The organism is Paraliomyxa miuraensis, from assembly GCF_026337845.1.
GTDB lineage: Bacteria > Myxococcota_A > Polyangia > Nannocystales > Nannocystaceae > Paraliomyxa > Paraliomyxa miuraensis.
In genome coordinates this window covers 490,627-511,541 of sequence record NZ_JAOVZF010000163.1, presented here as the reverse complement: position 1 = coordinate 511,541, position 20,915 = coordinate 490,627, and the positions used below count along the sequence as shown (strand labels likewise).

General features: G+C 69.4%; 18 protein-coding genes. 14 read left to right on the top strand and 4 right to left on the bottom strand.

Annotated elements, in window-relative coordinates; genetic code table 11:
• Positions 1-22: 22 nt before the first annotated feature.
• Both OEB96_RS42250 and OEB96_RS42245 read right to left on the bottom strand, forming a co-directional pair.
• A complete protein-coding gene (locus OEB96_RS42250; protein ID WP_266222635.1) occupies positions 23-1,048 on the bottom strand; it encodes a TRAP transporter substrate-binding protein in 1,026 nt (341 codons plus the stop codon).
• 306 nt (positions 1,049-1,354) lie between these two features.
• Complete coding sequence (locus tag OEB96_RS42245; protein ID WP_266222634.1) at positions 1,355-2,239, bottom strand: TRAP transporter TatT component family protein; 885 nt, start codon at positions 2,237-2,239, stop codon at positions 1,355-1,357.
• Between the two features lie 242 nt (positions 2,240-2,481).
• On the opposite strand from OEB96_RS42245, the gene OEB96_RS42240 reads away from it, so the two are divergent.
• From OEB96_RS42240 to OEB96_RS42220, 5 genes are all read left to right on the top strand, one after another.
• Entirely contained in the window at positions 2,482-3,750 is a 1,269-nt protein-coding gene (locus OEB96_RS42240; protein ID WP_266222633.1) for a DUF5690 family protein, read from the top strand.
• A gap of 79 nt (positions 3,751-3,829) precedes the next feature.
• Positions 3,830-4,144, top strand: a complete 315-nt coding sequence (locus OEB96_RS42235; protein ID WP_266222632.1) for an RpnC/YadD family protein — start codon at positions 3,830-3,832, stop codon at positions 4,142-4,144.
• 86 nt (positions 4,145-4,230) lie between these two features.
• The gene (locus tag OEB96_RS42230; protein ID WP_266222631.1) at positions 4,231-5,766 is read left to right on the top strand and encodes a glycosyltransferase family protein; all 1,536 of its coding nucleotides are present in this window, start codon (positions 4,231-4,233) and stop codon (positions 5,764-5,766) included.
• Between the two features lie 23 nt (positions 5,767-5,789).
• A complete protein-coding gene (locus tag OEB96_RS42225) occupies positions 5,790-6,467 on the top strand; it encodes a M14 family metallopeptidase (RefSeq protein WP_266222630.1) in 678 nt (225 codons plus the stop codon).
• Between the two features lie 123 nt (positions 6,468-6,590).
• Complete coding sequence (locus OEB96_RS42220) at positions 6,591-8,471, top strand: SUMF1/EgtB/PvdO family nonheme iron enzyme (RefSeq protein ID WP_266222629.1); 1,881 nt, start codon at positions 6,591-6,593, stop codon at positions 8,469-8,471.
• Between the two features lie 85 nt (positions 8,472-8,556).
• Here OEB96_RS42220 and OEB96_RS42215 read toward each other — a convergent pair whose 3' ends face one another.
• A complete protein-coding gene (locus OEB96_RS42215) occupies positions 8,557-9,816 on the bottom strand; it encodes an alpha/beta hydrolase (RefSeq protein ID WP_266222628.1) in 1,260 nt (419 codons plus the stop codon).
• 29 nt (positions 9,817-9,845) lie between these two features.
• Here OEB96_RS42215 and OEB96_RS42210 point away from each other — a divergent pair, with 29 nt between their 5' ends.
• The 4 genes from OEB96_RS42210 (at position 9,846) to OEB96_RS42195 (ending at position 14,815) form a co-directional block, all read left to right on the top strand.
• Entirely contained in the window at positions 9,846-10,010 is a 165-nt protein-coding gene (locus OEB96_RS42210; RefSeq protein WP_266222627.1) for a hypothetical protein, read from the top strand.
• On the top strand, positions 10,007-11,710 hold the full coding sequence (locus OEB96_RS42205; RefSeq protein WP_266222626.1) for a tetratricopeptide repeat protein: 1,704 nt from the start codon (positions 10,007-10,009) through the stop codon (positions 11,708-11,710). The genes OEB96_RS42210 and OEB96_RS42205 overlap by 4 nt, the downstream gene beginning before the upstream one ends.
• 261 nt (positions 11,711-11,971) lie before the next feature.
• On the top strand, positions 11,972-12,919 hold the full coding sequence (locus OEB96_RS42200) for a hypothetical protein (protein ID WP_266222625.1): 948 nt from the start codon (positions 11,972-11,974) through the stop codon (positions 12,917-12,919).
• Positions 12,920-12,976: 57 nt separating this feature from the next.
• Complete coding sequence (locus OEB96_RS42195; RefSeq protein ID WP_266222624.1) at positions 12,977-14,815, top strand: serine/threonine-protein kinase; 1,839 nt, start codon at positions 12,977-12,979, stop codon at positions 14,813-14,815.
• Positions 14,816-14,839: 24 nt separating this feature from the next.
• Here OEB96_RS42195 and OEB96_RS42190 read toward each other — a convergent pair whose 3' ends face one another.
• The gene (locus OEB96_RS42190; RefSeq protein WP_266222623.1) at positions 14,840-17,071 is read right to left on the bottom strand and encodes a vWA domain-containing protein; all 2,232 of its coding nucleotides are present in this window, start codon (positions 17,069-17,071) and stop codon (positions 14,840-14,842) included.
• A gap of 174 nt (positions 17,072-17,245) precedes the next feature.
• Here OEB96_RS42190 and OEB96_RS42185 point away from each other — a divergent pair, with 174 nt between their 5' ends.
• The 5 genes from OEB96_RS42185 to argG all read left to right on the top strand — a co-directional run bounded on the left by OEB96_RS42185 (position 17,246) and on the right by argG (position 20,867).
• Entirely contained in the window at positions 17,246-17,827 is a 582-nt protein-coding gene (locus OEB96_RS42185) for a hypothetical protein (protein ID WP_266222622.1), read from the top strand.
• A 126-nt stretch (positions 17,828-17,953) separates the two neighbouring features.
• Positions 17,954-18,235 carry a DUF1244 domain-containing protein gene (locus tag OEB96_RS42180; RefSeq protein WP_266222621.1) on the top strand — a complete coding sequence of 94 codons (282 nt, stop codon included), beginning with the start codon at positions 17,954-17,956 and terminating at the stop codon, positions 18,233-18,235.
• Positions 18,236-18,246: 11 nt separating this feature from the next.
• A complete protein-coding gene (locus OEB96_RS42175) occupies positions 18,247-18,672 on the top strand; it encodes a secondary thiamine-phosphate synthase enzyme YjbQ (RefSeq protein ID WP_266222620.1) in 426 nt (141 codons plus the stop codon).
• A gap of 15 nt (positions 18,673-18,687) precedes the next feature.
• Positions 18,688-19,587 (top strand): tRNA 2-thiocytidine(32) synthetase TtcA, encoded by a 900-nt coding sequence (gene ttcA, locus OEB96_RS42170; protein WP_266222619.1) that lies wholly within the window; start codon positions 18,688-18,690, stop codon positions 19,585-19,587.
• Positions 19,588-19,598: 11 nt separating this feature from the next.
• Positions 19,599-20,867, top strand: coding sequence for an argininosuccinate synthase (argG, locus tag OEB96_RS42165; protein ID WP_266222618.1), 1,269 nt, complete (start codon positions 19,599-19,601; stop codon positions 20,865-20,867).
• Positions 20,868-20,915: the final 48 nt, after the last annotated feature.

Here is a 20,915-nt window from a genome sequence, read left to right as displayed (position 1 = left end):
CCCGGCCCCCGTTCCCCCGGGCCTACAGGGCGGCCTTGATCTTGTCGAGGATGGCCTTGCCCTGGGCGGTGGTGCCGTTGCGGAACTTGGTGTGGACCTCCTCGGCCTTGCTGGCGAATGCCGAGCGCTCGCCGTCGCTGAGCTTGCTGAGGGTGATCCCGGCGTTGACGAAGTTCTGCTCGAGCATCGGGGCGATGGCTCGGACCCCACGGCGGCCCTTCTTGGCGAGGTCGGCGGGGTCACCCATCACGATGGTCTGGAGGTCGGGCGGCAGCTCCTCCCAGAACTTGCGGGAGCACAGCACGATGCCCGGCTGGTAGATGTGCCGGGTGAGGGTGAAGTGGGAGATCGCCTGGTGCCAGGAGGCCGCGAACGCAAACAGCGGGGTGTTGTCGAAGCCTTCGACCACGCCGGTCTGGAGGCTGGAGAGCACCTCGGTCACGGTGATCGGCACTGGCGATGCGCCCATCGACTTCCAGGTGTCGAGGTGCACGTCGCTCTGCTGCGACCGCATCTTCTTGCCCCTGAGGTCGGCGGGGCTCGAGACCGGGAACGTCGAGCCGATCGAGCGATACCCGTTCTCCGAGTAGAACATCAGCTTGAAGCCCCGCTCCCACAGGAGCGCGTCGAGATCCTCACGGATCACGGTATCGAGGATCTTGTCGGCGGCCTTCTCGTTGGGAAACAGGAACGGCAGCTCGAGCATCTCGATCTCGGGGACCAGGGCAGACAGGGCGCCCGCGGTGCCACCGAAGACCTGGATCGTGCCGCGCTTGGTGGCCTCGGCGGTCTCGATCTCACCGCCGAGCGCTCCTCCGAGGTAGGTCTTGACCTTGATCCGTCCCTCGCTCTGCGTCTTGATCGCGCTCTTGAGCCTCTGGAGCTCGGTGGCCCACGGGGTGCCGGGCGGGGCCACGGTGGCCACCTTCATCACGAACTCGGGATCGGCGGCGCGGGCTCTGCCGATGAAGAAGGTGGAGGCCGCCGCGGCGGCGGAGCCCTGCACGAAGCGTCGACGGGTCGAGGAGAAACGGGTGCGGTGAGTCATCGAGCGGTCCCAGTCCTGATGGTGGTCGTGCAGCGGGGTCTTTGGTGGAGAAAGATGTGCGGATATCGCGCGCCCAGCCCCCGCAGCGAGCCGTTCGGACGGAAGACCCCCGACGGGGCTTCAATCCGCCCCCCGATTGAATCGCCTCCCGGCACCCCGAGCAACCCCGATCATCACCCAACCCACGAATTTACCTAGGGTTCCCCCGCTCGCAGAAACCAGGAGGGCTCGCCCGACCGCCGGGGAGGGGGACCCGTGACGGCTTTGCCGGCACGGGTGAGGGGCTGCGAAGCCCCGCCATGAGGATCAGAACAGGTCGCCCTGTTGGGCCAGCAGCTCCTTGGCCTTGGCCTTCTCCACCATGATCTCGGGCCGGAGCTCGGGGATCGAGTCGTCCGGGGCCGCGAGGACCTCGTTGAGCAGCTTCTCGAACGTGTCCTCGTCCTGCTCCTTGGTCGACAGCTCGGCGGCCCACAGGACCTTGGTTCCCACGTAGCTGGGTGCGATCTCCAGCGACTTGTTGAAGTGGACCTTGGACTTCTCGAGATCGCCGCCCGCGAATGCCGGCGCGACCGCGTAGAACGCCCCGAAATAGCGGTGGGGACCACCATAGAAGTAGTCGGGCTCGAGCTCGAGGCACCGATCCATGGTGGCCTTGACGTTGTCCTTCTGGCCGAGGAGCACGGCAAAGCCCTTCTTCTTGGCCCACTTGCCCAGCGCGCTCGCATACCAGTACATGGCCGGCACCCCCTCCTTGGGCACCACCTTGACCGCGTCGGGGATCTTGCCCCCGTCGCGCATCTTGGCGTCGAACTCGGGGGAGGCGGCGACCATCGCCTTCTCGCCCCACTTGACGGCCTTGTCCATCGTGTCGAGGTACTCCTTGTCCTTGTCGCGGAGGTAGCCGTCGGCAAGGAAGTAGTAGCCCCGCGTGAGCTTGACCAGCACGTCGAGGTTCTTGGGATCGGCATTGGCTGCCTTCTCCCACTCGGCGAGGGCGGTCCGAATCGCCTGCGGATCGCTGCGCTTGCCCCAGCTCTCGTCGCCCTTGGCGACGAGCGCGGCCACGTCGACGGTGGCCTGCGTCGTGGTGTCGCCCTCGCCGTCCTTCCACACCGCCTTGCGCCCGGCACAGCCACCGGGCAGGAGGATGGCCATCGTCATCACCAGTGCCACGCGCTTTTCGAACATCGTCCGCTTCCTGACTCGATCGAGGGACGGCGTCCCGGCGGGACGTCCGCTTGCGTGGCTTCTCAGATACACCGGGGCCGGTCGGGCGTCAAACGCCCGGATCTCGTGCGGCGGCTGCCAGCAGGCCATTGCGGGAGGGTCGTGGCGGGAGCACCCCCGTTGCGCATCGGGGTCTCCCCGGCGAAGCTCCGGCCGTGGATCCGGAGCCCGTCGAAGGCCGAGGCCGGCAAGGGACCTCCGGCGTGCGTGGGTGGCTGAGCCGAGCGTCCCCGACTGCGTTCTCGACCTATGCGATCGTGGCGGCGTTCTCCGCCTACTTTTGCATGTACGGCTTTCGCAAGCCGTTCGCGGCGGCCGAGTTCGCGGGCGAGGGGGCGTGGGGCCTGCATCTCAAGGCGACGCTGGTGCTCAGTCAGATCGTCGGCTACACGCTGTCCAAGTTCCTCGGAGTCAAGCTGGTCACCGAGCTGGCGGCCGGGCGACGGGTGGTGGTGCTGGTGGGGCTCATCGTGTTCGCCGAGCTCTCCCTGCTCGCGTTCGGGTTGCTGCCGCCTGCCCTGCGACCGCTGGCGCTGTTCTGCAACGGCCTGCCGCTGGGCGCGGTGTGGGGGCTGGTCTATGGGTTCCTCGAGGGGCGTCGGACCTCCGAGATCCTGGGGGCGGGCCTGTCCGCCTCGTACATCGTGGCCAGCGGGGCGGTGAAGTCGGTGGGGTCGGCGATGCTCGGGTGGGGGGTGCCCGAGGTCTGGATGCCGTTCCTGACCGGCCTGGTGTTCCTGCCGCCGTTTGGGGTCGCGGTGTGGATGCTCAGCCGCCTTCCGCCTCCCGATCTCGACGACGAGGCGGCGCGGACCCATCGGCAGCCGATGACGGGAGCCGAGCGCCGCGCGTTCTTCATGCGCTTTGGCCTGGGGCTCACCGTGCTCACCGGGCTCTACATGCTGCTGACCGCGTACCGCGACTTCCGCGACAACTTCTCGGCGGAGATCTGGCGGGCGGTGGGGCAGAGCGGCAAGCCCGAGCTGTTCACCCTGACCGAGGTGCCCGTGGCGCTGGCGGTGATGGCCGGGCTGGCGCTGCTCTACCGCATCCGCGACAACCGGCGGGCCCTGCTCGCGGTTCACGTGGTGATGGCGGGGGGGGCGGTGTCGATCGGGGTGGCCACGCTGCTGTTCGACCTGGGGGTGCTGGGGCCGGTCTGGTGGATGGTGCTGATTGGCACCGGGCTCTATCTGGCCTATGTGCCCTACGGCTGCATGCTGTTCGATCGCCTGATCGCCGCCACGGGGGCGGTGGGGACCGCGGTGTTCATGATCTACGTGACCGATGCGTTCGGCTACGCGGGCTCGATCGCGGTGCTCCTCTACAAGCTCGTGGGGCAGGCGGAGCTGTCGTGGCTGGCGTTCTTCCGCGGGTTCTCGTACGTGACCGCGGTGGCCTGCACGGGCGCGTTCGTGGTGAGCGCGTGGTACTTTGGCCGTCGCGTGCGCGAGGGGAAGGGGTTCGGGTGACCGGGACGCCACGCAACTGCTGGACAACCTCGGGTACTGGGGCGCCGCGTTCGCCGAGGCTGCCCGCACGCCTCACGGCGTGGCCGCGCTGGCGCAACTGATGCGTTACATCGCCCTGGTCAGCGACGAGCTGCGCCTGGAAGCGTTTCGTGCCAAGATCCGGGAGCAAGCCCCCGAGGCCGAGCAAGCCGTCATGACGATCGCCGAGCAGATTCGCCGAGAAGTCGCCGCACAGACGCGCGCCGACGTGCTGACCAAGCTGCTGGTGCTGAAATTCAAGAACCTCACTGCCGAGCACGAGGCGCGCATCGCCGCGGCGACCCCCGAGCAGATGGAGCGCTACATCGAGCGGGTGCTGACGGCAGCGACCATCGACGACGTGTTCGGGGAGTAGGCGGCGGATCGGGAGGGTCGAATGCATCCCGTTGCTGACGACCCGTGATACCTTGGCCGTCGCGTGCGCGAGGGACGGGAGCCGGCATGAAGCTCGGGACGTTGCTTCACCATCCCGCCCTCGATGCGGTGGCGCGCTGGCGGCGGGGAGACGGGCTGCCGCGTCGCGTTCACCTGGGGCTGGGGCTCGTGCTGCCGCTGTGGGTGCTGCTCGTGAACATGTGGCGGGTCCACTGGTTCACGATCGACGACAGCTACATCTCGTTTCGCTACGCTCGCAATCTCGCGCGGGGGATGGGCCTGGTCTACAACCCGGGCGAGGCGATCGAGGGCTACACCAACTTCCTGTGGACGGTGGTGCTGGCCGGGGGGATCCGCGTGGGCCTCGATCCGCACCTGGTGGCCAAGGTGCTGGGGGCGGCGGCGGCGATGGGCACGCTGGTGCTGGTGTACCGCCTGGCCGATCGGCTCCTGCCCCTGCGCACGCTGCCGTGCGTGGCCACGTGGCTGCTGGCGAGCTCGGTGCCGTTCTCGGCGCATGCGGTGCTGGGGCTCGAGACCAGTGCGTTCGCGTTCTTGGTGCTGTGGGGCACGTGGCGGATGTTCCTCGAGGTCGAGCGTGGCGAGGGCGTTCCATGGTCGGGGCTCTTGTTCGCGGCCGCCGGGCTCACGCGCCCCGAGGCGCCCTTGTTCATCGGGTTGCCGATGCTGTTGCTGGGCCGGCGCTTCGTGTCGCGGCAGAACCTGGTGCGCGGGCTGCTGTGCGTGGCGCCGCTGCTCGTGCACCTCTTGTGGCGCCGCGCCTACTACGGGGCGTGGCTGCCGGCCACGCTGGCGGCCAAGACCGGCGATCTGCGTCAGCAGTGGCAGGGGGGGACCGCCTATGTCGAGGGCTGGATCGAGCACGTGGGCCCGGTGGTGTTCTTCGCGTTGCTCGGGGCGGCGATGGGCGTGGTCCGCCGGCACCGCGAGCTGGTGTCGCTGACGGCGGTGGTGATCGCATGGCTCGCCTACGTGGTGCTGGTGGGCGGAGACTGGATGTCCTTCCATCGGTTCATCGCGCCCGCCGAGCCGTTCGTGTTCTTGCTGGTGGGCCTGGGGCTGCGCAAGGTGGTGGAGACGCGAGATCCGGCGCCGCTCTTGGCCATCGGGCTGTTTGGCGCGTACGTGGGACGGCAGCGGCTGGAGGACCTGAAGGATGCCCAGGAGCAGCTGGTCAAGGAGGAGATGCGCTACTGGATGAACACGGCGGGGCAGGCCGCCGAGTGGCTGGCCACGCGGGCGAGCCCGGGACGGGTGGCGATCGGCGACATCGGCTTCGTGGGCTGGCGCACCGACTACCCGATCCTCGATCTGCTGGGGTTGGTCGATCCCGTGATCAGCGAGCTGCCGGGGGGCTACACCCGCAAGATCGGCGATCGCTTCGTGGAGCGCTACTTCGAGGTGCGCCCCGAGTATGCGGTGCTGGTGATGGGAGGCGATCGCTGCAACGTGCCGGTTCATGCGGCGGTCGTGATGATCCACGGGGATCCACGCTTTGGTGCCGACTACGAGGTCGCTCACCAGCTCCACGTGAAGGCCGATGCGTCGTGGTGCATCTTCAAGCGGCGTGATCTACCCTAGCGGCCCCACGCCGAGCCGCCATCATGCCCCTGACTCCCGGTGTCCACTGGTTCTCGCCCACGCTGCCGCTGCACGTCTTCGATGCCGACGAGCCCGGTCCCACCGCGCTCGTCCAGGCGGGGATCCACGGCGACGAGGTGGCGGGCGTGCATGCGCTGCAGGAGCTGCTCGAAGAGGAGATCCGGCCCACGCACGGGCGGCTCATCGTGGTGCCCGTGATGAACCCGCCCGCGTACCGGGCGCGGCAGCGCATGGTGCCGGGGGGGCTCGATCTCAACCGGTGCTTTCCGGGGGATGCGGAGGCGCCCGAGCGCGAGCGTCGGCTGGCGCGTCGCTTCATGGATCTGGTGGAGGACGAGCGGCCGGCGTTGATGGTGACGCTGCACGAGAGCCACAAGCGGTACGATCCGGCGGTGGTGCCGTCGTTCGGGCAGACGATCGTGGTTGGGGTGGAGCCGCGGCCGGCGATCGTCGACCGGGTGCTCGCGCGGCTCAACGAGCGCTTCACGGGGGAGGGGGAGCACTGGGATCCCCAGTACTACCCGGTGGCGACGTCGTCGACCGAGGTGATCGTGGATGCGATCGGCTGCGTGGGCCTGTGCATCGAGACGTGGATGGGGTTCGAGGAGGCCCGCCGCATCGAGATGCAGCGGGCGGTCGTGGAGTACCTGCTCGACGACGTCGGGGTGCGCCGAATCTAGGGATTGCGTTGTAGGTCATTTCCCGACAGTGCTCGGGGTGAGCGGCTGCCCGATCATCGATCTCGCCCACGCTTATTACCGATGCGTCGGGACGGCTGGCGAGTCTAGGATTGCCCCTTCCCGATGCTGCCTTCGCTCGAAGAGCGGGCCCGGCTCGTGATGGGGCTCGCGCGTGGTGCCCTTCGCGTTGCCGAGATCATGGCTCGGTACGCCGTTCCTCGGGAGACCGTGGAGCTGTGGGTGCAGGAGTTCGTGCACGCGGTCTCCGATCGCTTCGACTCCGAGATGCTGTCGATGCTGCGAATGCAGGGGATGGTGATCCCGGAGGTCCACACCCAGCAGTTCGGTCGCATTCAGGAGGTTCCGCCGCTCGATCTGCTGCAGAGCCTCAACATCTATCGTAGCGCCGGTCAGGTGGTGTTCTTCCATCCCCACGGCATCAGTCAGCTGTGGTTCGAGTCGCGGGGGGAGATCATCGACGCGAGCAGTGGTGCGCTGCGCGGAGAGGCGGCCGTCTATCGCATCGTGACCCACGAAGCGGGTGACTACCGGGTCGACGTCACCGGAACGTCGCGGCCGCGCACGATCGAGCGACCGGTGACGGCGTTGATCCTCGAGGGGGCTCGACGGGTGGACGAGGGCAAGCGGCTCGCCGAGGCCCTGCCGCCGTCCGGTCACGTGCTGTCGAGCGATCCGGTGGCCGTGGAGCAGGCGGGCCTTCAGCACGTCGAGCAGCAGGTGGCGGCGCTGCTCCGGGGCGGAGCGACGGCGGGCGAGGTGCTCGAGGTCTCGCCGCTCGGCGAGCTCGAGACGTGGACGATCCTGGCTCGCCTGCACGGGGCGGGAGCACTCGCGTCCACCGGGGCCATGCGCCGGCCGGAGATCCCCAGCGCCGAGCGGCGATCGAGCGCGCTGCAGAAGGCGTCGGTCGAGGTCTCGGCGCAGATGTCCCAGCGGATGTCGCGAGCGTCGCTGGAGATCTCACAGCCATCGCTGACGGGGGGAATGCGGCCCAACACCGGGCCCTTCACCCCGCCCCCGTCCGCGAATCGGGCTCGGGCTCGGCTCGTGGTCGGAGGCGCGGCGATCGGGGTGGTGCTGCTCGTGGTCGGGCTGGTGGTGGCGCTCGGAGGCGACGAGGCCGAGGGATCGTCGTCCTCGACCGTCGCCGAGGCGAGCACTGCCGACGCTGCGCCTGCGCCGGCACCAAGGACCTGTCCGCCGGGGATGGTGCTGCTGGCCGAGGCCGAGATCACGATGGGGCGCGAGGCCGGAATCCCCATGGCGGCGCCGGCCCACCAGGTGCGGCTGTCCGCGCTGTGCGTCGATCGCTTCGAGGTCACGGTGGCCGACTACGGAGCCTGCGTGAAGCGAGGCGAGTGCGTCTCCACCATCCCGCCGGAGCCCGCGGTGGTGGAGCCTCCCGAGGGCAAGCGACGCGCCGTCAAGCCCCCCGTGAGGGACGAGCGCTGCAACGAGGGGCACATCGATCGCGACGAGCACCCCATCAACTGCGTGAGCTGGGAGGAGGCCGACGCGTACTGCCGTGCGGCTGGCAAGCGCTTGCCGACGGAGGCGCAGTGGGAGCGGATGGCCCGAGGCGATCGCCACGATCGATATCCCTGGGGGCACGATCCTCCGACTTCGGAGCGGCTCAACGCGTGTGGGCAGGAGTGCAGCAAGGGGGTGCCGGCCTATGCGGATCTCGATCCGCATCCGGCGACGGCTCCGGTGGGCCAGCTTCCGAAGGGGGCCACGCCCGAGGGGATCCACCACCTGGCCGGCAACGTGCGCGAGTGGACGGCCGACGGTCGCCACGACTATGGAGATGGGCTCGCCGAGGATCCCCACGTGCCGCCCACCGGTGACGATCGGATGGTCCGCGGAGGCAGCTTTGCCAGCGCCGATCGACTCGAGCTCGATGTGTCGTATCGACGGGTGATGTCGGGCCTCGTGGGCAAGCCGGACGTGGGGTTTCGCTGCGTGGCGACCCCGCAGGAGTAGGGATCGCGTCGAGGGCAGGCGCGGAGATCGGCGTATTCGCGAAAGGCGAAAGGCGCAGGGCATCTCGCAAGAGGGTCCTCGACGATCAGAGCGCCTCGCGGAAGTCCATCGCGGCGGGGTAGCGCTGCTGGATGCTGGCGAGCGGCTCGGCGGCGAGCGGCTCGCAGTGGAGGGTCTCCTCGAGCACGGCCGAGCTGGCGAAGTTGGTGATCTCCCAGCCGTCGGGATCCGGCAGGAAGCTCGAGTCGCACTGGAACAGCGCGCCCGCGAACGCGGCCCCGCACACGCCAGCGGCGGTGGCGATCTCCAGCAGATCATCGCCGGCGTCGTTGTACAGCGAGCAGAGCTGGGCGAATGCGAGGTGCCCGGTGTTGGCGATGCCCACCAGCCGCTTGCGCGGCGAGGTGGACTCGTAGCCCATGACCTGATCGTCGAAGGGGACCACCGAGTCCGCCATGGCGCCGAGGATCAGGCTGGACTCGAGCAACGGGCCGTCGTTCACCCCTCGCGCGGCCATCGGGATGATCACCTGGGCGCGGTCGCCTGCTTGCGAGACCGCCATGCCGCCGGCGCTGTGGCCGGAGGCGGCGATGCGCTCGGGATCGAGGTGCTCGATGAACGGCTCGAGGCCCCCCACCTCGCCGCGCACGGCGGCGAGCACGGAGTCGAGGTCGCCCTGGAGGTTCTGCGAGGGCGTGTCGGCTCCGCACAGGCCTCCGAGCAGATCGGCGAGCCACAGCCCCGGGTGATCGGCGGCGATCACCACGAAGCCGCGGCTGGCCCAGTGCACCATGTGCGGCAGCGACTGGGTGCGGAAGCCGGCGGTGCCGTGGATGAACAGGATCACGGGATAGGGGCCCGAGGCGCCGTCGATGGGCAGGTCGCGGTAGCAGTCGCAGGTCTGCCACGGGTTGTCGGCGTCGCTGATCTTGTCCTGCTCGGAGGCGGGGAGCGACTCGCGAATGTCGTAGACGACGGGGTCGATGCGCGGGCCAGGATCCTCGGCGGGGTACCAGACCTCGGCGCGAAGGCCCTCGATCTGCACCGTGCTCGCGCCCACGGCCCAGGGGCCGCGCATGGCGGGGTCGGCGGGGCGCGGTCGCAAGCTGGTGCCCGGGCATGCGCCCACGAGCTCGGGCTCGGTGTCCGTGTCGGTCTCGTCCTCGCCGGTGGTGGCGCCCGAGCTCGTGCCCATGTCGGTGGTCGCGGCGGTGGTGTCGGCCGTGTCGCCGGTGGTCGTGGTGCTCCCGCCCGAGGTCTCGCTGCCCGTGGCCGAGCCGTCGTCACCGCAGCCGAGCCCCAAGAGCACTGCCGCCACCCCTGCGCATAGCCGAGCCGTGTTCATCGAGGCGGACTCTAGCAGGGAATGGCGTCGTGCATGGGGTGGGCGATCCGTTCGTGGTGATTGCTCGGTTGAGGCCGACCGATCTCGGCCTAGGCTGTTGGTTCGACGAGCTCGGCTGGTCGGAGGGCATCGGGCTCCTGCCCGTGTCCTGCGACGTCGTCGACGCCGAGCGGCTGCCCCAGGAGCTCGCATGATTCCTCGCTTCGTGTCGATCCTCGCCATCTGTGGTGCGTGCAGCTGCAGCCCGAAGGGGTCGCCCGTGCCGGTCGTTCCGGAAGGACATGCCCCGGCCGAGCACGCCCACGCATCGTGGACCCTCGAGCAGCTGGCCCAGGGGGCGGTGCTCCTTCCCGGCCTCGAACGCGTGCAGCGGCGGGTGACGACTCGGTCGAGCGAGGCGCAGGCGTTCTTCGACCAGGGGCTCGCGCTCACCTACGGCTTCAACCACGACGAGGCTGCTCGCTCGTTCGCGCGAGCGGCCGAGCTCGATCCGCAGTGCGCCATGTGCCTTTGGGGGGTCGCCTATGCCCTCGGGCCGAACTACAACATGCCGCTGCTGCCCGAGCGAGCCGAGGCGGCGTGGGACGCAATCACGCGCGCGCAAGGGATCACCGCGGCCGGTGGTGCGAGCCCGGTGGAGCAGGCGTTGGTGGGCGCGCTGGCCAAGCGCTTCGGAGGGCCCGAGTACCTCGAGCCCGCGGCGATGCAGGCATACAACGAGGCCTACGCCGCTGCGATGAGAGAGGTGGCGGCGCAGTACCCCGATGATCTCGATGTGCAGGCGCTCTACGCGGAGGCGGGCATGAACGTCAATCCGTGGAAGCTCTGGACGCTCGAGGGCGAGCCCAGGCCGGGCACGGAGGAGATCGTCGCGGCGCTCGAGTCGGTCCTCGATCGCGCGCCCGACCACGTGGGGGCCAACCACTACTACATCCATGCGGTGGAGGCCTCGAAGCATCCCGAGCGCGCGGAGGCGGCCGCCGATCGCCTCGGCCGCCTGCTGCCGGGGGCGGGCCACGTCGTCCACATGCCGGCGCACATCTACCAGCGCGTCGGTCGGTACGCGGATGCGTCCGCGGCCAACCGCCGCGCGATCGAGGCGGACCTGCGCTATCTGGAGGCGGTGACTCCGCTGGGCTACTACCCGTTCTACATCGGGCACAACTACGGCTTCCTCGCCTACTCGGCCTCCATGCAGGGACGCAGCGCCGAGTCCATCGCCGCCTCGCGCCAGGCGGCGGCACGGGTTCCCACCGACATCGTGTGTGGCATGCCGGGGATGGACTTCTTCCTCGCCGAGCCGCTGTTGGTCCTCGTGCGCTTCGGGCGGTGGTCGGAGCTGCTCGCGGAGCCGCAGCCCAATCCGAAGTATCCCGTGCTCTCGGCCCTGTGGCATCACGCGCACGGGATGGCGCTGGCGTCGACGGGGGAGTACGTGCGCGCGAGCGCCGAGCTCGGCGCGATCGAGCGGATCGCGGCGGAGGTGCCCGCGGAGGTCATCACGGGGGTCAACAGCGGGCCGGTCGTGCTCGAGCTGTCGGCGAGGATCCTCGAGGCGAGGATCGTGGAGGTGCAGGACCGTGCGGCCTCGATTCCGCTGTGGGAACGAGCGGTGGCCCTCGAGGACCGGCTCGAGTACAACGAGCCCGCCGACTGGTTCTATCCCGTGCGTCACTACCTCGGCGCCGTGCTGCTCGAGGAAGGGCGCGCCCGTGAGGCCGAGATCGTGTACCGGGCGGATCTCGAGCGGAACCGTGCCAACGGCTGGGCGCTGTTTGGGCTGTGGCAGGCGCTGCGGGCCCAGAAGAAGACCAAGGAGGCGTCGGCGGTGGAGCAGAGGTTTCGCGAGGCGTGGGGGGATGCGGATTTCGAGCTCACGCGGTCGGCGTTTTGAGTGATGCCGAGAGTCGGGTGGGGCGCGAATTGAGCAGGGGTAGACGGCACCGGAGGTGGTGGCGCCATCGTTGGCCTGGTCGCCACCGGGGCGGAGCCGGCCCGATCGAGCCGCGACCCGTGAACCCCGTTCCCCTTGCCTCGGCCCCCACCGCCTGCCGTCGGTTCACGACCAAGCCCTGCCCCGGAGCCACATCCCTCGGCTCCAGCCCCTCGCCTTTTCCCGTCCCCATCCGCCCCCTATGCTCCACGGAGCACCGTCATGCTCCGCTCGCTCGCTCGCGTTGCCCTCTCGCTCGTGCTCGGTGCATCGCTCGTCCTCCCCACCGCCAGCGCCTCCACTCCGCGCGAGCGCAGCCAGACCTTGCTCGCCGAGGGCGACACGGCCTACGCCAGCGATCGCCTCGACGACGCCATCTCCAAGTACCGGGCCTCCTACTACAGCCTCGAGCCGGACGACCAGGCCGACTATCTGGGCTCGCTCCCGCTGCGCAAGGCGATGCGGGCCTTCAGCCAGCTCGTCGATGCCGAGCAGGATCCCGCACGTCGTCGGGCGCTGCGGCAGCGGCAACGCGTGATGCTCGAGGAGTTCCTCGATGCCGTGTCGCGCAAGCCAGGCGCGGCCGAGAACGTGGGCGAGGACGTGATCGGCGAGCTCGAGGAACTCCGCCGCTCGATCGAGCAGGAACTCGCCGGCCCGACCACGCCCGTCGACCCCGCGGCGGCCGGCACGTCCGACGAGGCCGCCACGCAGTCCCAGCCCACGTCGGGCACGTCCACGCACGACGAGCAGTCCTCGCAAGATCCGGCGCAGCGGTCCGGCGCCAGGCCCGATCGCACCGGCTCCCGCGACTGGCTCGGCCTCGGCTTGGTGATCGGCGGTGGCACCACCCTCGCCGCCGGCGTCGGCGTCACGATCGGCTATTTCACCATCCGCCGCGGCGCGCTCGAGACGGTCGACGGTGGCGGCCCCGAGTTTGCCGACGGCACCCAGGCTCGCACCGAGTATCTCGACGACGAATACGCACGCGCCAAGAACTTCCTCATCGCCGGCTCCGTCGTCGGTGGCGTGGGCCTGGCGGTCGCCATTGGCGGTGCGGTCCGCCTCGCCGTCCACCGCCGCCGCTCGTCGTCCGCCGCCACCGCCATGCAGCTCTCGCCCATGCTCACCCCCACCACCGCCGGCCTTGCCGTCCACCGCCGCTTCTAGTCCCGTTCTGATCCCGTTCTTGGTCCTGGATCGGCCCGTCCAGGAAGGACCCCGCCCGTGACCACGCCCGACAAGCTCCCCGAGCCCGACCTCAGCGGCCGGACCCTCGACCGCTACCACCTCCTGCGTCGCATCGGCGTGGGTGGCATGGGGGCGGTCTACGAGGCCGAGCACACCCGCCTGCGCAAGCGCTTCGCGGTCAAGCTGCTCCGTCACGAGCTCGCGAGCAACGAGATGTTCCGCAAGCGCTTCCTTCGCGAGGCGCGGGCGGCCTCGGCGGTCTCCCATCCCCACGTGGTGGCGATCTCCGACTTCGGCGAGACCGACGACGGCCACGTGTTCTTCGTGATGGAGCTGCTCGAGGGCCGCGACCTGCAAGAGCTGCTCGGGGCGGAGCGCGTGCTGCCCTGGCCCCGGGCGCGCAAGATCCTGCTCCAGGTCACTGCGGCCCTGCAGGCGGCCCACCAGCAGGACATCATCCATCGCGACATCAAGCCCTCCAACGTGTTCCTCGCCGACGTTCCCGGCAAGGGCGACGAGGACTTCGTGAAGGTGCTCGACTTCGGGATCGCCAAGCTCTCGGGCAGCGTGGGGGAGGCGACGGCCCAGCTCACCTCGACCGACGAGATCTTCGGGACCGTGGCCTACATGGCGCCCGAGATGGCGATGGGCATCAACGACGATCGCCGATCCGACGTGTATGCGGTGGGCGTGATGATGTTTCGCATGCTCACGGGCACGCTGCCCTATACCCAGGGCAACGCGTTCCAGATCCTCTCGCAGCACATCAACTCGCCGATCCCCTCGCCGCGCGAGAAGAACCCGTCGATCCCCGAGGCCGTGGAGGCGATCGTGCTGCGCGCGATGGCCAAGCAACCCGAGGAGCGCTTGGCCACGATGGAGGCCTTCAATCAGGCGCTCCGCCGCGGCACGCTCGAGGTCACCGAGATGCTGGTGGCGATGCAGACGGCCCCGCTCGTGAGCACGCCCAAGGGCCTGCTGGAGACACGCCCCGACGCGATCGGGATCGACGAGACCACGCCGATGCCGGCACGGGCCCAGGTGGCCCCGCCGCTGCCCGCCACGGTGGTGGCGAGCGCCAACGCGAGCGACCGCGGCGACTCGGCCGCGATCCCGCGGGTCGAGGTACGCACGGTGGTGTCGACTCCGATCGTGGTCGATGCCGCAGCGGACCGGCCAGGCGGAGGCCAACGCATCGAGCCCTCGATGCCACGGCAGGGCGAACCGGACGAGCCACGGCGATCGCCGCTGCGCTGGCTGCTGCCCACGGTGGGGGCGGCGGCGGTGCTGGGCGTGGTGGCACTGTTGGCGACGGGCGGGGAGGGCGACGACACGGACGCGAAGGCATCGATGCCGACGGCCGCGGTCGCGATTCCGTCCGACGCGGCGCCCGGGGCCGAGGTGACGCCCGGGTCCGAGGTGACGCCCGAGCCCGGAGTGACGCCCGAGGCCGACGCAACGCCCGAGGCCGACGCAACGCCCGAGCCCGACGCGACGCCCGAGCCCGACGCGACGCCCGAGCCCACGGCGCAGGACGATGATACGCGGGGCCCAGATCTCGTCGTCGATCCGGAGCCCATCGCGGAGCCCAAGTCGCCCAAGTCCTCGTCCAAGCCCAAGCCCAAGCTCTCGCCCAAGCCCAAGACCGACAAGGAGGTGGTCGCTGCCCTCGCGGCCAAGATCACCGCCAAGTGCAAGGGCCAGCTCGGCGGCAAGGTGAGGGTCGAGGGCATGATCAACTCCACGGGCAAGGTGGAAGGCTTGCTCGTCACCCCGCCCAATGGGCTGGGTACGTGCGACAAGCTCGTGAAGGCGGCGAAGTTCGATCCGCAAGGCGGCGTGCGGCCGATGCCGCGGTTCTCGGTGGAGCCGTAGGCATACGGACGCACGCCAGCGCGCCTACTCCTCCCAGCGCCGTCGCGGTCGTCGCAGCGCCATCACGAACAGCGGCAGCGCGAGCAACGGCGGCAAGAGGTACAGCACCTCGAGCACGAACCGCGCCCAGTCGAACGGCTCGGCCTGGCCGTCCTTGGCGGGCTCGGTCGTGGGGCCGGACGCGGGGTCGGACGATCCATCGCTGATCTGCAGCGGCTGGTCATACCTCACCGGTCGCGGCCCGTCCGTGGGCCTGCACTCGATGCTCGCCGCCTCGAGCGGATGCCCTTCCAGCGCGCTGGCTCGCTCGATGAGCCCCACCAGCTCCGCCCGTCGGCACTGCCGATCCTCGCCCCGCGCATGCAAGGCCAGGTCGCGCAACTCCTTCAGCGACTCCACCTCGTTCACTCCGGCTGGCCCTCCCTTGGGGTCGTCTTCGGCGCCCCAGGCCACCTTCGTCGGGAACCCCCAAAGCGACTGCCCGAACCCGGCGACCGCGGCCGAGAACCGGAAGTCGTTCGAGGTCTGCGAGAGCTCCTTGGCCCCGCGCGCGGGTACGGGCACCTGCACCAGGCGGCTGCGATCGCCGTCGGGCTCCTTGTACCGCAGCTTCAGCTCCATCACGTTCCAGTCGGGCTCGGCCGGCGCCGCGGTGGGCACGATCTCGTAGAGCGCGGTGACCGTGTGGCCCGAGCCGATCTCTCCGGCATCCTTCGTGTCGTCGGCGAAGTCGCGATCGGCCAGCACTCGGTTCTCGTAGCCCACCAACCGATAGCTCTTCACCGCACGCCGATCGAAGTCGACCTGGAGCTTGACGTCCTTGGCAATGGTCACCAGCGTGGCCCCGGCCTGCTCCACCAGCACCTTGCGGGCCTCCGCCAGCCCGTCGATGTAGGCATAGTTGCCGTTGCCCTTGTCGGCCAGCTGCTCCATCATGTGATCCTGGTAGTTGCCCATGCCGTAGCCCAGCACCGACAGGAACACGCCCGAGTGGCGCTTGGTCTCGATGAGCTCCATCAGCTCGTCGTGGTTGGTGGTGCCCACGTTGAAGTCACCGTCGGTGGCCAGCACCACGCGGTTGATGCCACCCGCGATGAAGTGCTGCTGCGCCTGCGCGTAGGCGAGGTGGATCCCTCCGCTGCCGTTGGTGGAGCCGCCGGTCTGCAGGCGCTCGAGCGCGCCCAGGATGGTGGCCTTGTCGCTGCCCGGAGTGGGCGGCAGCACCACCCCCGCGGCGCCGGCGTAGACCACGATCGAGATGAAGTCCTGCTCGCCGAGCTGCTCGGTGAGGTACGTCAGCGAGTTGATCACCAGCGGTAGCTGGCCCGACATCGAGCCCGACACGTCGATCAAGAACACCAGGTTGCGCGGCGGGACGGCGTCGGCGGCCACGTGGCGCCCCTGCAGGCCCACGTGGACCAGGCGGTGGTCGGCGTCCCACGGGCACGGGCCCACCTCGGTGGTGATCGACACGGGCACGTCCCCGCTGGGCTCGGGGTAGTCGTAGTCGAAGTAGTTCACCAGCTCCTCGATGCGCACCTGGTCGGGCGAGGGGAAGCGGCCGAAGTCGTTCAGGCTCTGGCGGACCAGGCTGTAGCTGCCGGTGTCGACGTCGACCGAGAACGTCGACACGGGATCATCGGCGACCACGACGAACGCCTGGTCGACCCACGTGCGGTAGACCTCGGGATCGAACGCGGGCTCGGCCTCGATCGTCGTGGCGGTACCGGCCTTGCCGATGAGGCCCAGCCCGCCCGCGCCGTGCACTCCACCCGTGGGCCCGCCCCAGACGCTGTCGTCGTCGTTGCCCACCGCGAACGCGGCGCCGTAGGGGCTGGCGAGGAAGTGCCCCGACTCCTGCGCCATCATCCCCATGATCCCGGCGTTGCGACCGGCCATGTCGAGATCGAAGTGGCGGGCCATCTGCGGCACCGCGTGCGCCGGACCCTTCATGGCGTAGAGCCCACTCTTCTGCCGGGAGGTGGGCTTGCCCATCTTGCCCTCCTCACCCTTGTGTCGCTGGCCCTGACCGCCGGCCTCTTCGTCGAGCGGCTCCTCGGGCTGCATCATCGCGGCAACGAAGCGGTCCTCGCTCTCCAGCTCGTCCATCGACAGCTCGGTCGGCGGCGCGAGGTGGCGGTGGGCGTTGAGCCCGATCCCCAGGGCCAAGAGCGAGCATGCAGACAGCAGCAGCACGCGGCGCTTGGATCGAGTGGGATCGAAGGATGGCGACGGGTCGGTTGGCGTGGTGGGCATGTGGCGGGTTCCTGCGCGTGGTCTCCGGACACCGTGACCTCACGAAGGTTCCGGGTGATCACGCATCTTGCGCGCGGTGCGCAAGGAGGTGCACGCCCGCACGAGAGGGCGGGCGCGCGCCCACGGGCTCGCGTTTGCAAGGCGGTCGGCCTGCGGTAGACCTGCCCCCGGGTCATGGACCACGTCACCGACACCGCACTGATCGCTCGCCCTCCGGTCGACCACCCGCTGGTGGCCAAGGCCGACGAGGTCTTCGATCGAACGAGCCCCTACGAGGGTGACGGGCTGCGCAATCACTGTCGACGCATCTACGGCTTCACCTCGCTGCTCATGGCCCGACGAGGCGTGGCGTTCGACCCGGGGCTGGCCTACTTCATCGCGATGATCCACGACCTCGGTCTGGTGAGCGAGCAGGACGAGGGCATCAACTACCTGCGTCGGAGTCTCGCGTTGTTCCATCGCGAGACCCGCGAGCTGCCGCTGCCCCACGTGGCTCCCGAGGTCATCGAGCAGTGCATCGTCTACAACCACCGCGTGCTGCCGGTGCCGGGGCTGTGCGATGCGGCCGAGTGCTTCCGCAACGCGGTGATGATCGAGCACACCCGGGGCCTGAGTCGCTTCGGGCTGTCCCGGGACTCGGTCGAGCCGATCTTCGCCGCCCATCCGCGCGCCAACTTCGATCGCGTGCTGATCGACTTCACCTGGCGCACGCTCAGGCGCGAGCCGCTGACGCTGGTCCACGGAGTCTTTCTATGACCCCCCGCAACCGACTTGGAGCTGGCCACCACCGAGGTGCCCCCCAAGGGGGGCAGGGTCGAGCCCGCAACCGACTTGGAGCTGGCCACCACCGAGGTGGCAATCGATATGGATGGAGCGAGCACCATGGATGACCAAACCCGTCTCGAGGTCGAAGCCGCCGCGTTCCGTCGTCTGGTCGCGCACCTGCAGTCGCGCAGCGACGTGCAGAACATCGACCTGATGAACCTGGCCGGCTTCTGTCGCAATTGCCTGTCCAAGTGGTACCGCGCCGCGGCCGACGAGCGCGGGCATGCCATCGATCTCGAGCAGGCCCGCGAGCTGGTCTACGGCATGCCGTACGAGCAGTGGAAGGCCCAGCACCAGACCGGTCCCAAGCTCGAGCTGCCGCCCAAGGACGGCGGCTGACGCCCTCGGCCATGTCGCTGCGTCACCATAGCGAGCGCCTTCGGGTCCGCACGCCGGGCCGGGGCACGGTCGACGTCACCGCGCGCGTCCAGGAGATCGTGCGCCGCGCCGAGGTCGAGCTCGGGCAGTGCACCGTGTTCGTGCACCACACCTCGGCCTCGCTCATCATCTGCGAGAACGCCGACCCCGACGTGCGTCGCGATCTCGAGGCGTTCGCCGCTCGCCTCGTGCCCGATGGCGATCGCCTGTTCACGCACACCGCCGAGGGTCCCGACGACATGCCGGCCCACGTGCGCAGCGTGCTGACGCAGTGCTCGCTGACCATCCCCGTCGCGGGCGGGCGGGCCGACCTCGGCACGTGGCAGGGGGTGTACCTGTGGGAGCATCGCCATGCGGCCCACACCCGCACGATCACCGTCACCGTGCTGGGGAGCTGAGTCGAGGGCGCACGCATGTCGGCGATACGCAAGCGCCTGGCTCGCACGATGACCCGCACCATCGCGGCCCATGGCCTCGTCGAGGCGGGGGACCACGTGATGGTGGCGGTGTCGGGCGGCAAGGACAGCTACACGCTGCTCGATCTGCTGTGGGAGGCGCGGCGCAAGGCACCGTTTCGCTTCGACGTGACCGCGGTGCACCTCGACCAGGGCCAGCCCGGCTACGACGGGACCCCGCTGCGTCGCTGGCTCGCCGCGTTCGGGGCTCCGTTCGAGATCGTGTCGGTCGACACCTACTCGACGGTGGTGAGGGTGACCCCCGAGGGCAAGAGCTTCTGCGGGGCGTGCTCGCGGATGCGACGGGGGATCCTCTACACCACCGCCGCACGCCTGCGCTGCAACAAGATCGCGCTGGGCCACCACCGCGACGATGCCCTCGAGACGCTGCTGCTCAACCTGTTCTATGCGGGCAAGCTCCAGGCCATGCCCGCCGGCTACACCACCGACGACGGGCGCTTTGGGGTGATCCGTCCGCTCATCGAGTGCCCCGAGCCCGACATCGTGGAGCATGCACGAGAGGTGGGCTACCCGATCCTTCCCTGCAACCTCTGCGGCTCGCAGGATGGCCTGCGTCGCGAGCGGATGGGGGCGCTGATGTCCGAGCTCGAGCGCGACAACCCCCATGTGCGCTCGGTGATGCTGAACGCCCTGCGCAACGTGCAGCCGAGCCACCTGCTCGATCCCGCGGTTCGACGCATCGACGATGGTCTCGGCCATGGTCCCAGGGGCAGCCTCGGGACCAACCCCGAGAGCGATCCCGCACCTTCACCCACCTCGCCGGAGCGGCCAGAGCCATCGGATCGGCCATCGGATCGGCCGCCGGTTCGTCTTCCCGTCATCGAGCCTTTGCGCTAGCCTGCTTGGCTGTGAAGCTCCAGGATCTCAAGGGTGAAAAGCTCGGCATCTGCGTCTCTGGTGGTCTCGACTCCAAGACGGTGGCATCGCGTCTGATCGAGGCTGGCCTCGACGTGCTGTGCTTCACCGCCGACTTGGCGCAACCCGACGAGACCGACATCAACGACGTGGCCAAGCGCATGGCCGCCACCGGGGCCGACACGGTCATCGTGGACCTCAAGGAGGACATGGCCGATGCGTGCTTCATGATGATCAAGGCGCAGGCGATGTACGACGGTGGCTACTGGAACACCACCGGCATCGCGCGTGCGGTCACCGTGCACGGCCTGCTCGGACCGATGCAGGAGCGCGGCTGCACGGTGCTGGTGCACGGCGCCACCGGCCGCGGCAACGACCAGATCCGCTTCGAGCGCTACACCAACACGCTGGCGCCCCGCATGAGGGTCTACGCCCCGTGGCGCGACGACACGCTGCTCCAGCAGTTCCCCGGTCGCCGCGAGATGGCGGCGTACCTGCAGGAGAAGGGCATCGAGGCCAAGGTCGAAAAGACCAAGCGCTACTCGACCGATGCCAACCTCGCCGGGCTGTCGCACGAGGCCGAGGATCTCGAGAGCCTCGAGACCTCCGAGCTCATCGTCGATCCGGAGATGGGCGTGTGGCCGCACCAGGCCCCCGACCAGTTCGAGGACGTGCAGGTCCGCTTCGTGCGGGGTCGCTGCGTGGAGATCAACGGCAAGGCCGTGACGCCGCTGCAGGCGATGCTCGAGGCCAACGAGATTGGCGGGCGCAACGGCGTGGGCATGAAGAACGCGCTGGAGAACCGGGTCATCGGGACCAAGAGCCGCGGGGTCTACGAGTCGCCCGGGCTCGACCTGCTCGGCTACTGCCTGCGGGCGGTCTATCAGTGCACCCTCGACCGGCGCTCCACGGGCCTGTTCCACGCCATGTCGCGGCTCATCGCCGAGCAGGTCTACGACGCGCGCCTGTTCGATCCGGGAGCCCGGGCGGCGCTGGCCGGCATCGAGGTGTTCTCCGAGTACGCCACGGCCACCGTCAACGTGAGCCTCTATCGCGGCAACGTCTACTTCAAGTCGCTGACCGACTGTCCCAACAGCCTCTACAACCCGGCCGATGCCTCGATGGAGGCGAGCGATGGTCTGAACCCCCGAAGCTCGCAGGGCTTCGTGGAGGTGCAGGCCTGCGAGGCCCTCAACATCGCGAGGGCGGGCCAGATCGCCAACCCGTTCTGGGGGCGCGGGGTTCAGATCCTCAAGGGCTAGCCGCCCCGTGGCGCCGTCCTGGTGCCACGCTGGCGCCACCCTCAGCGG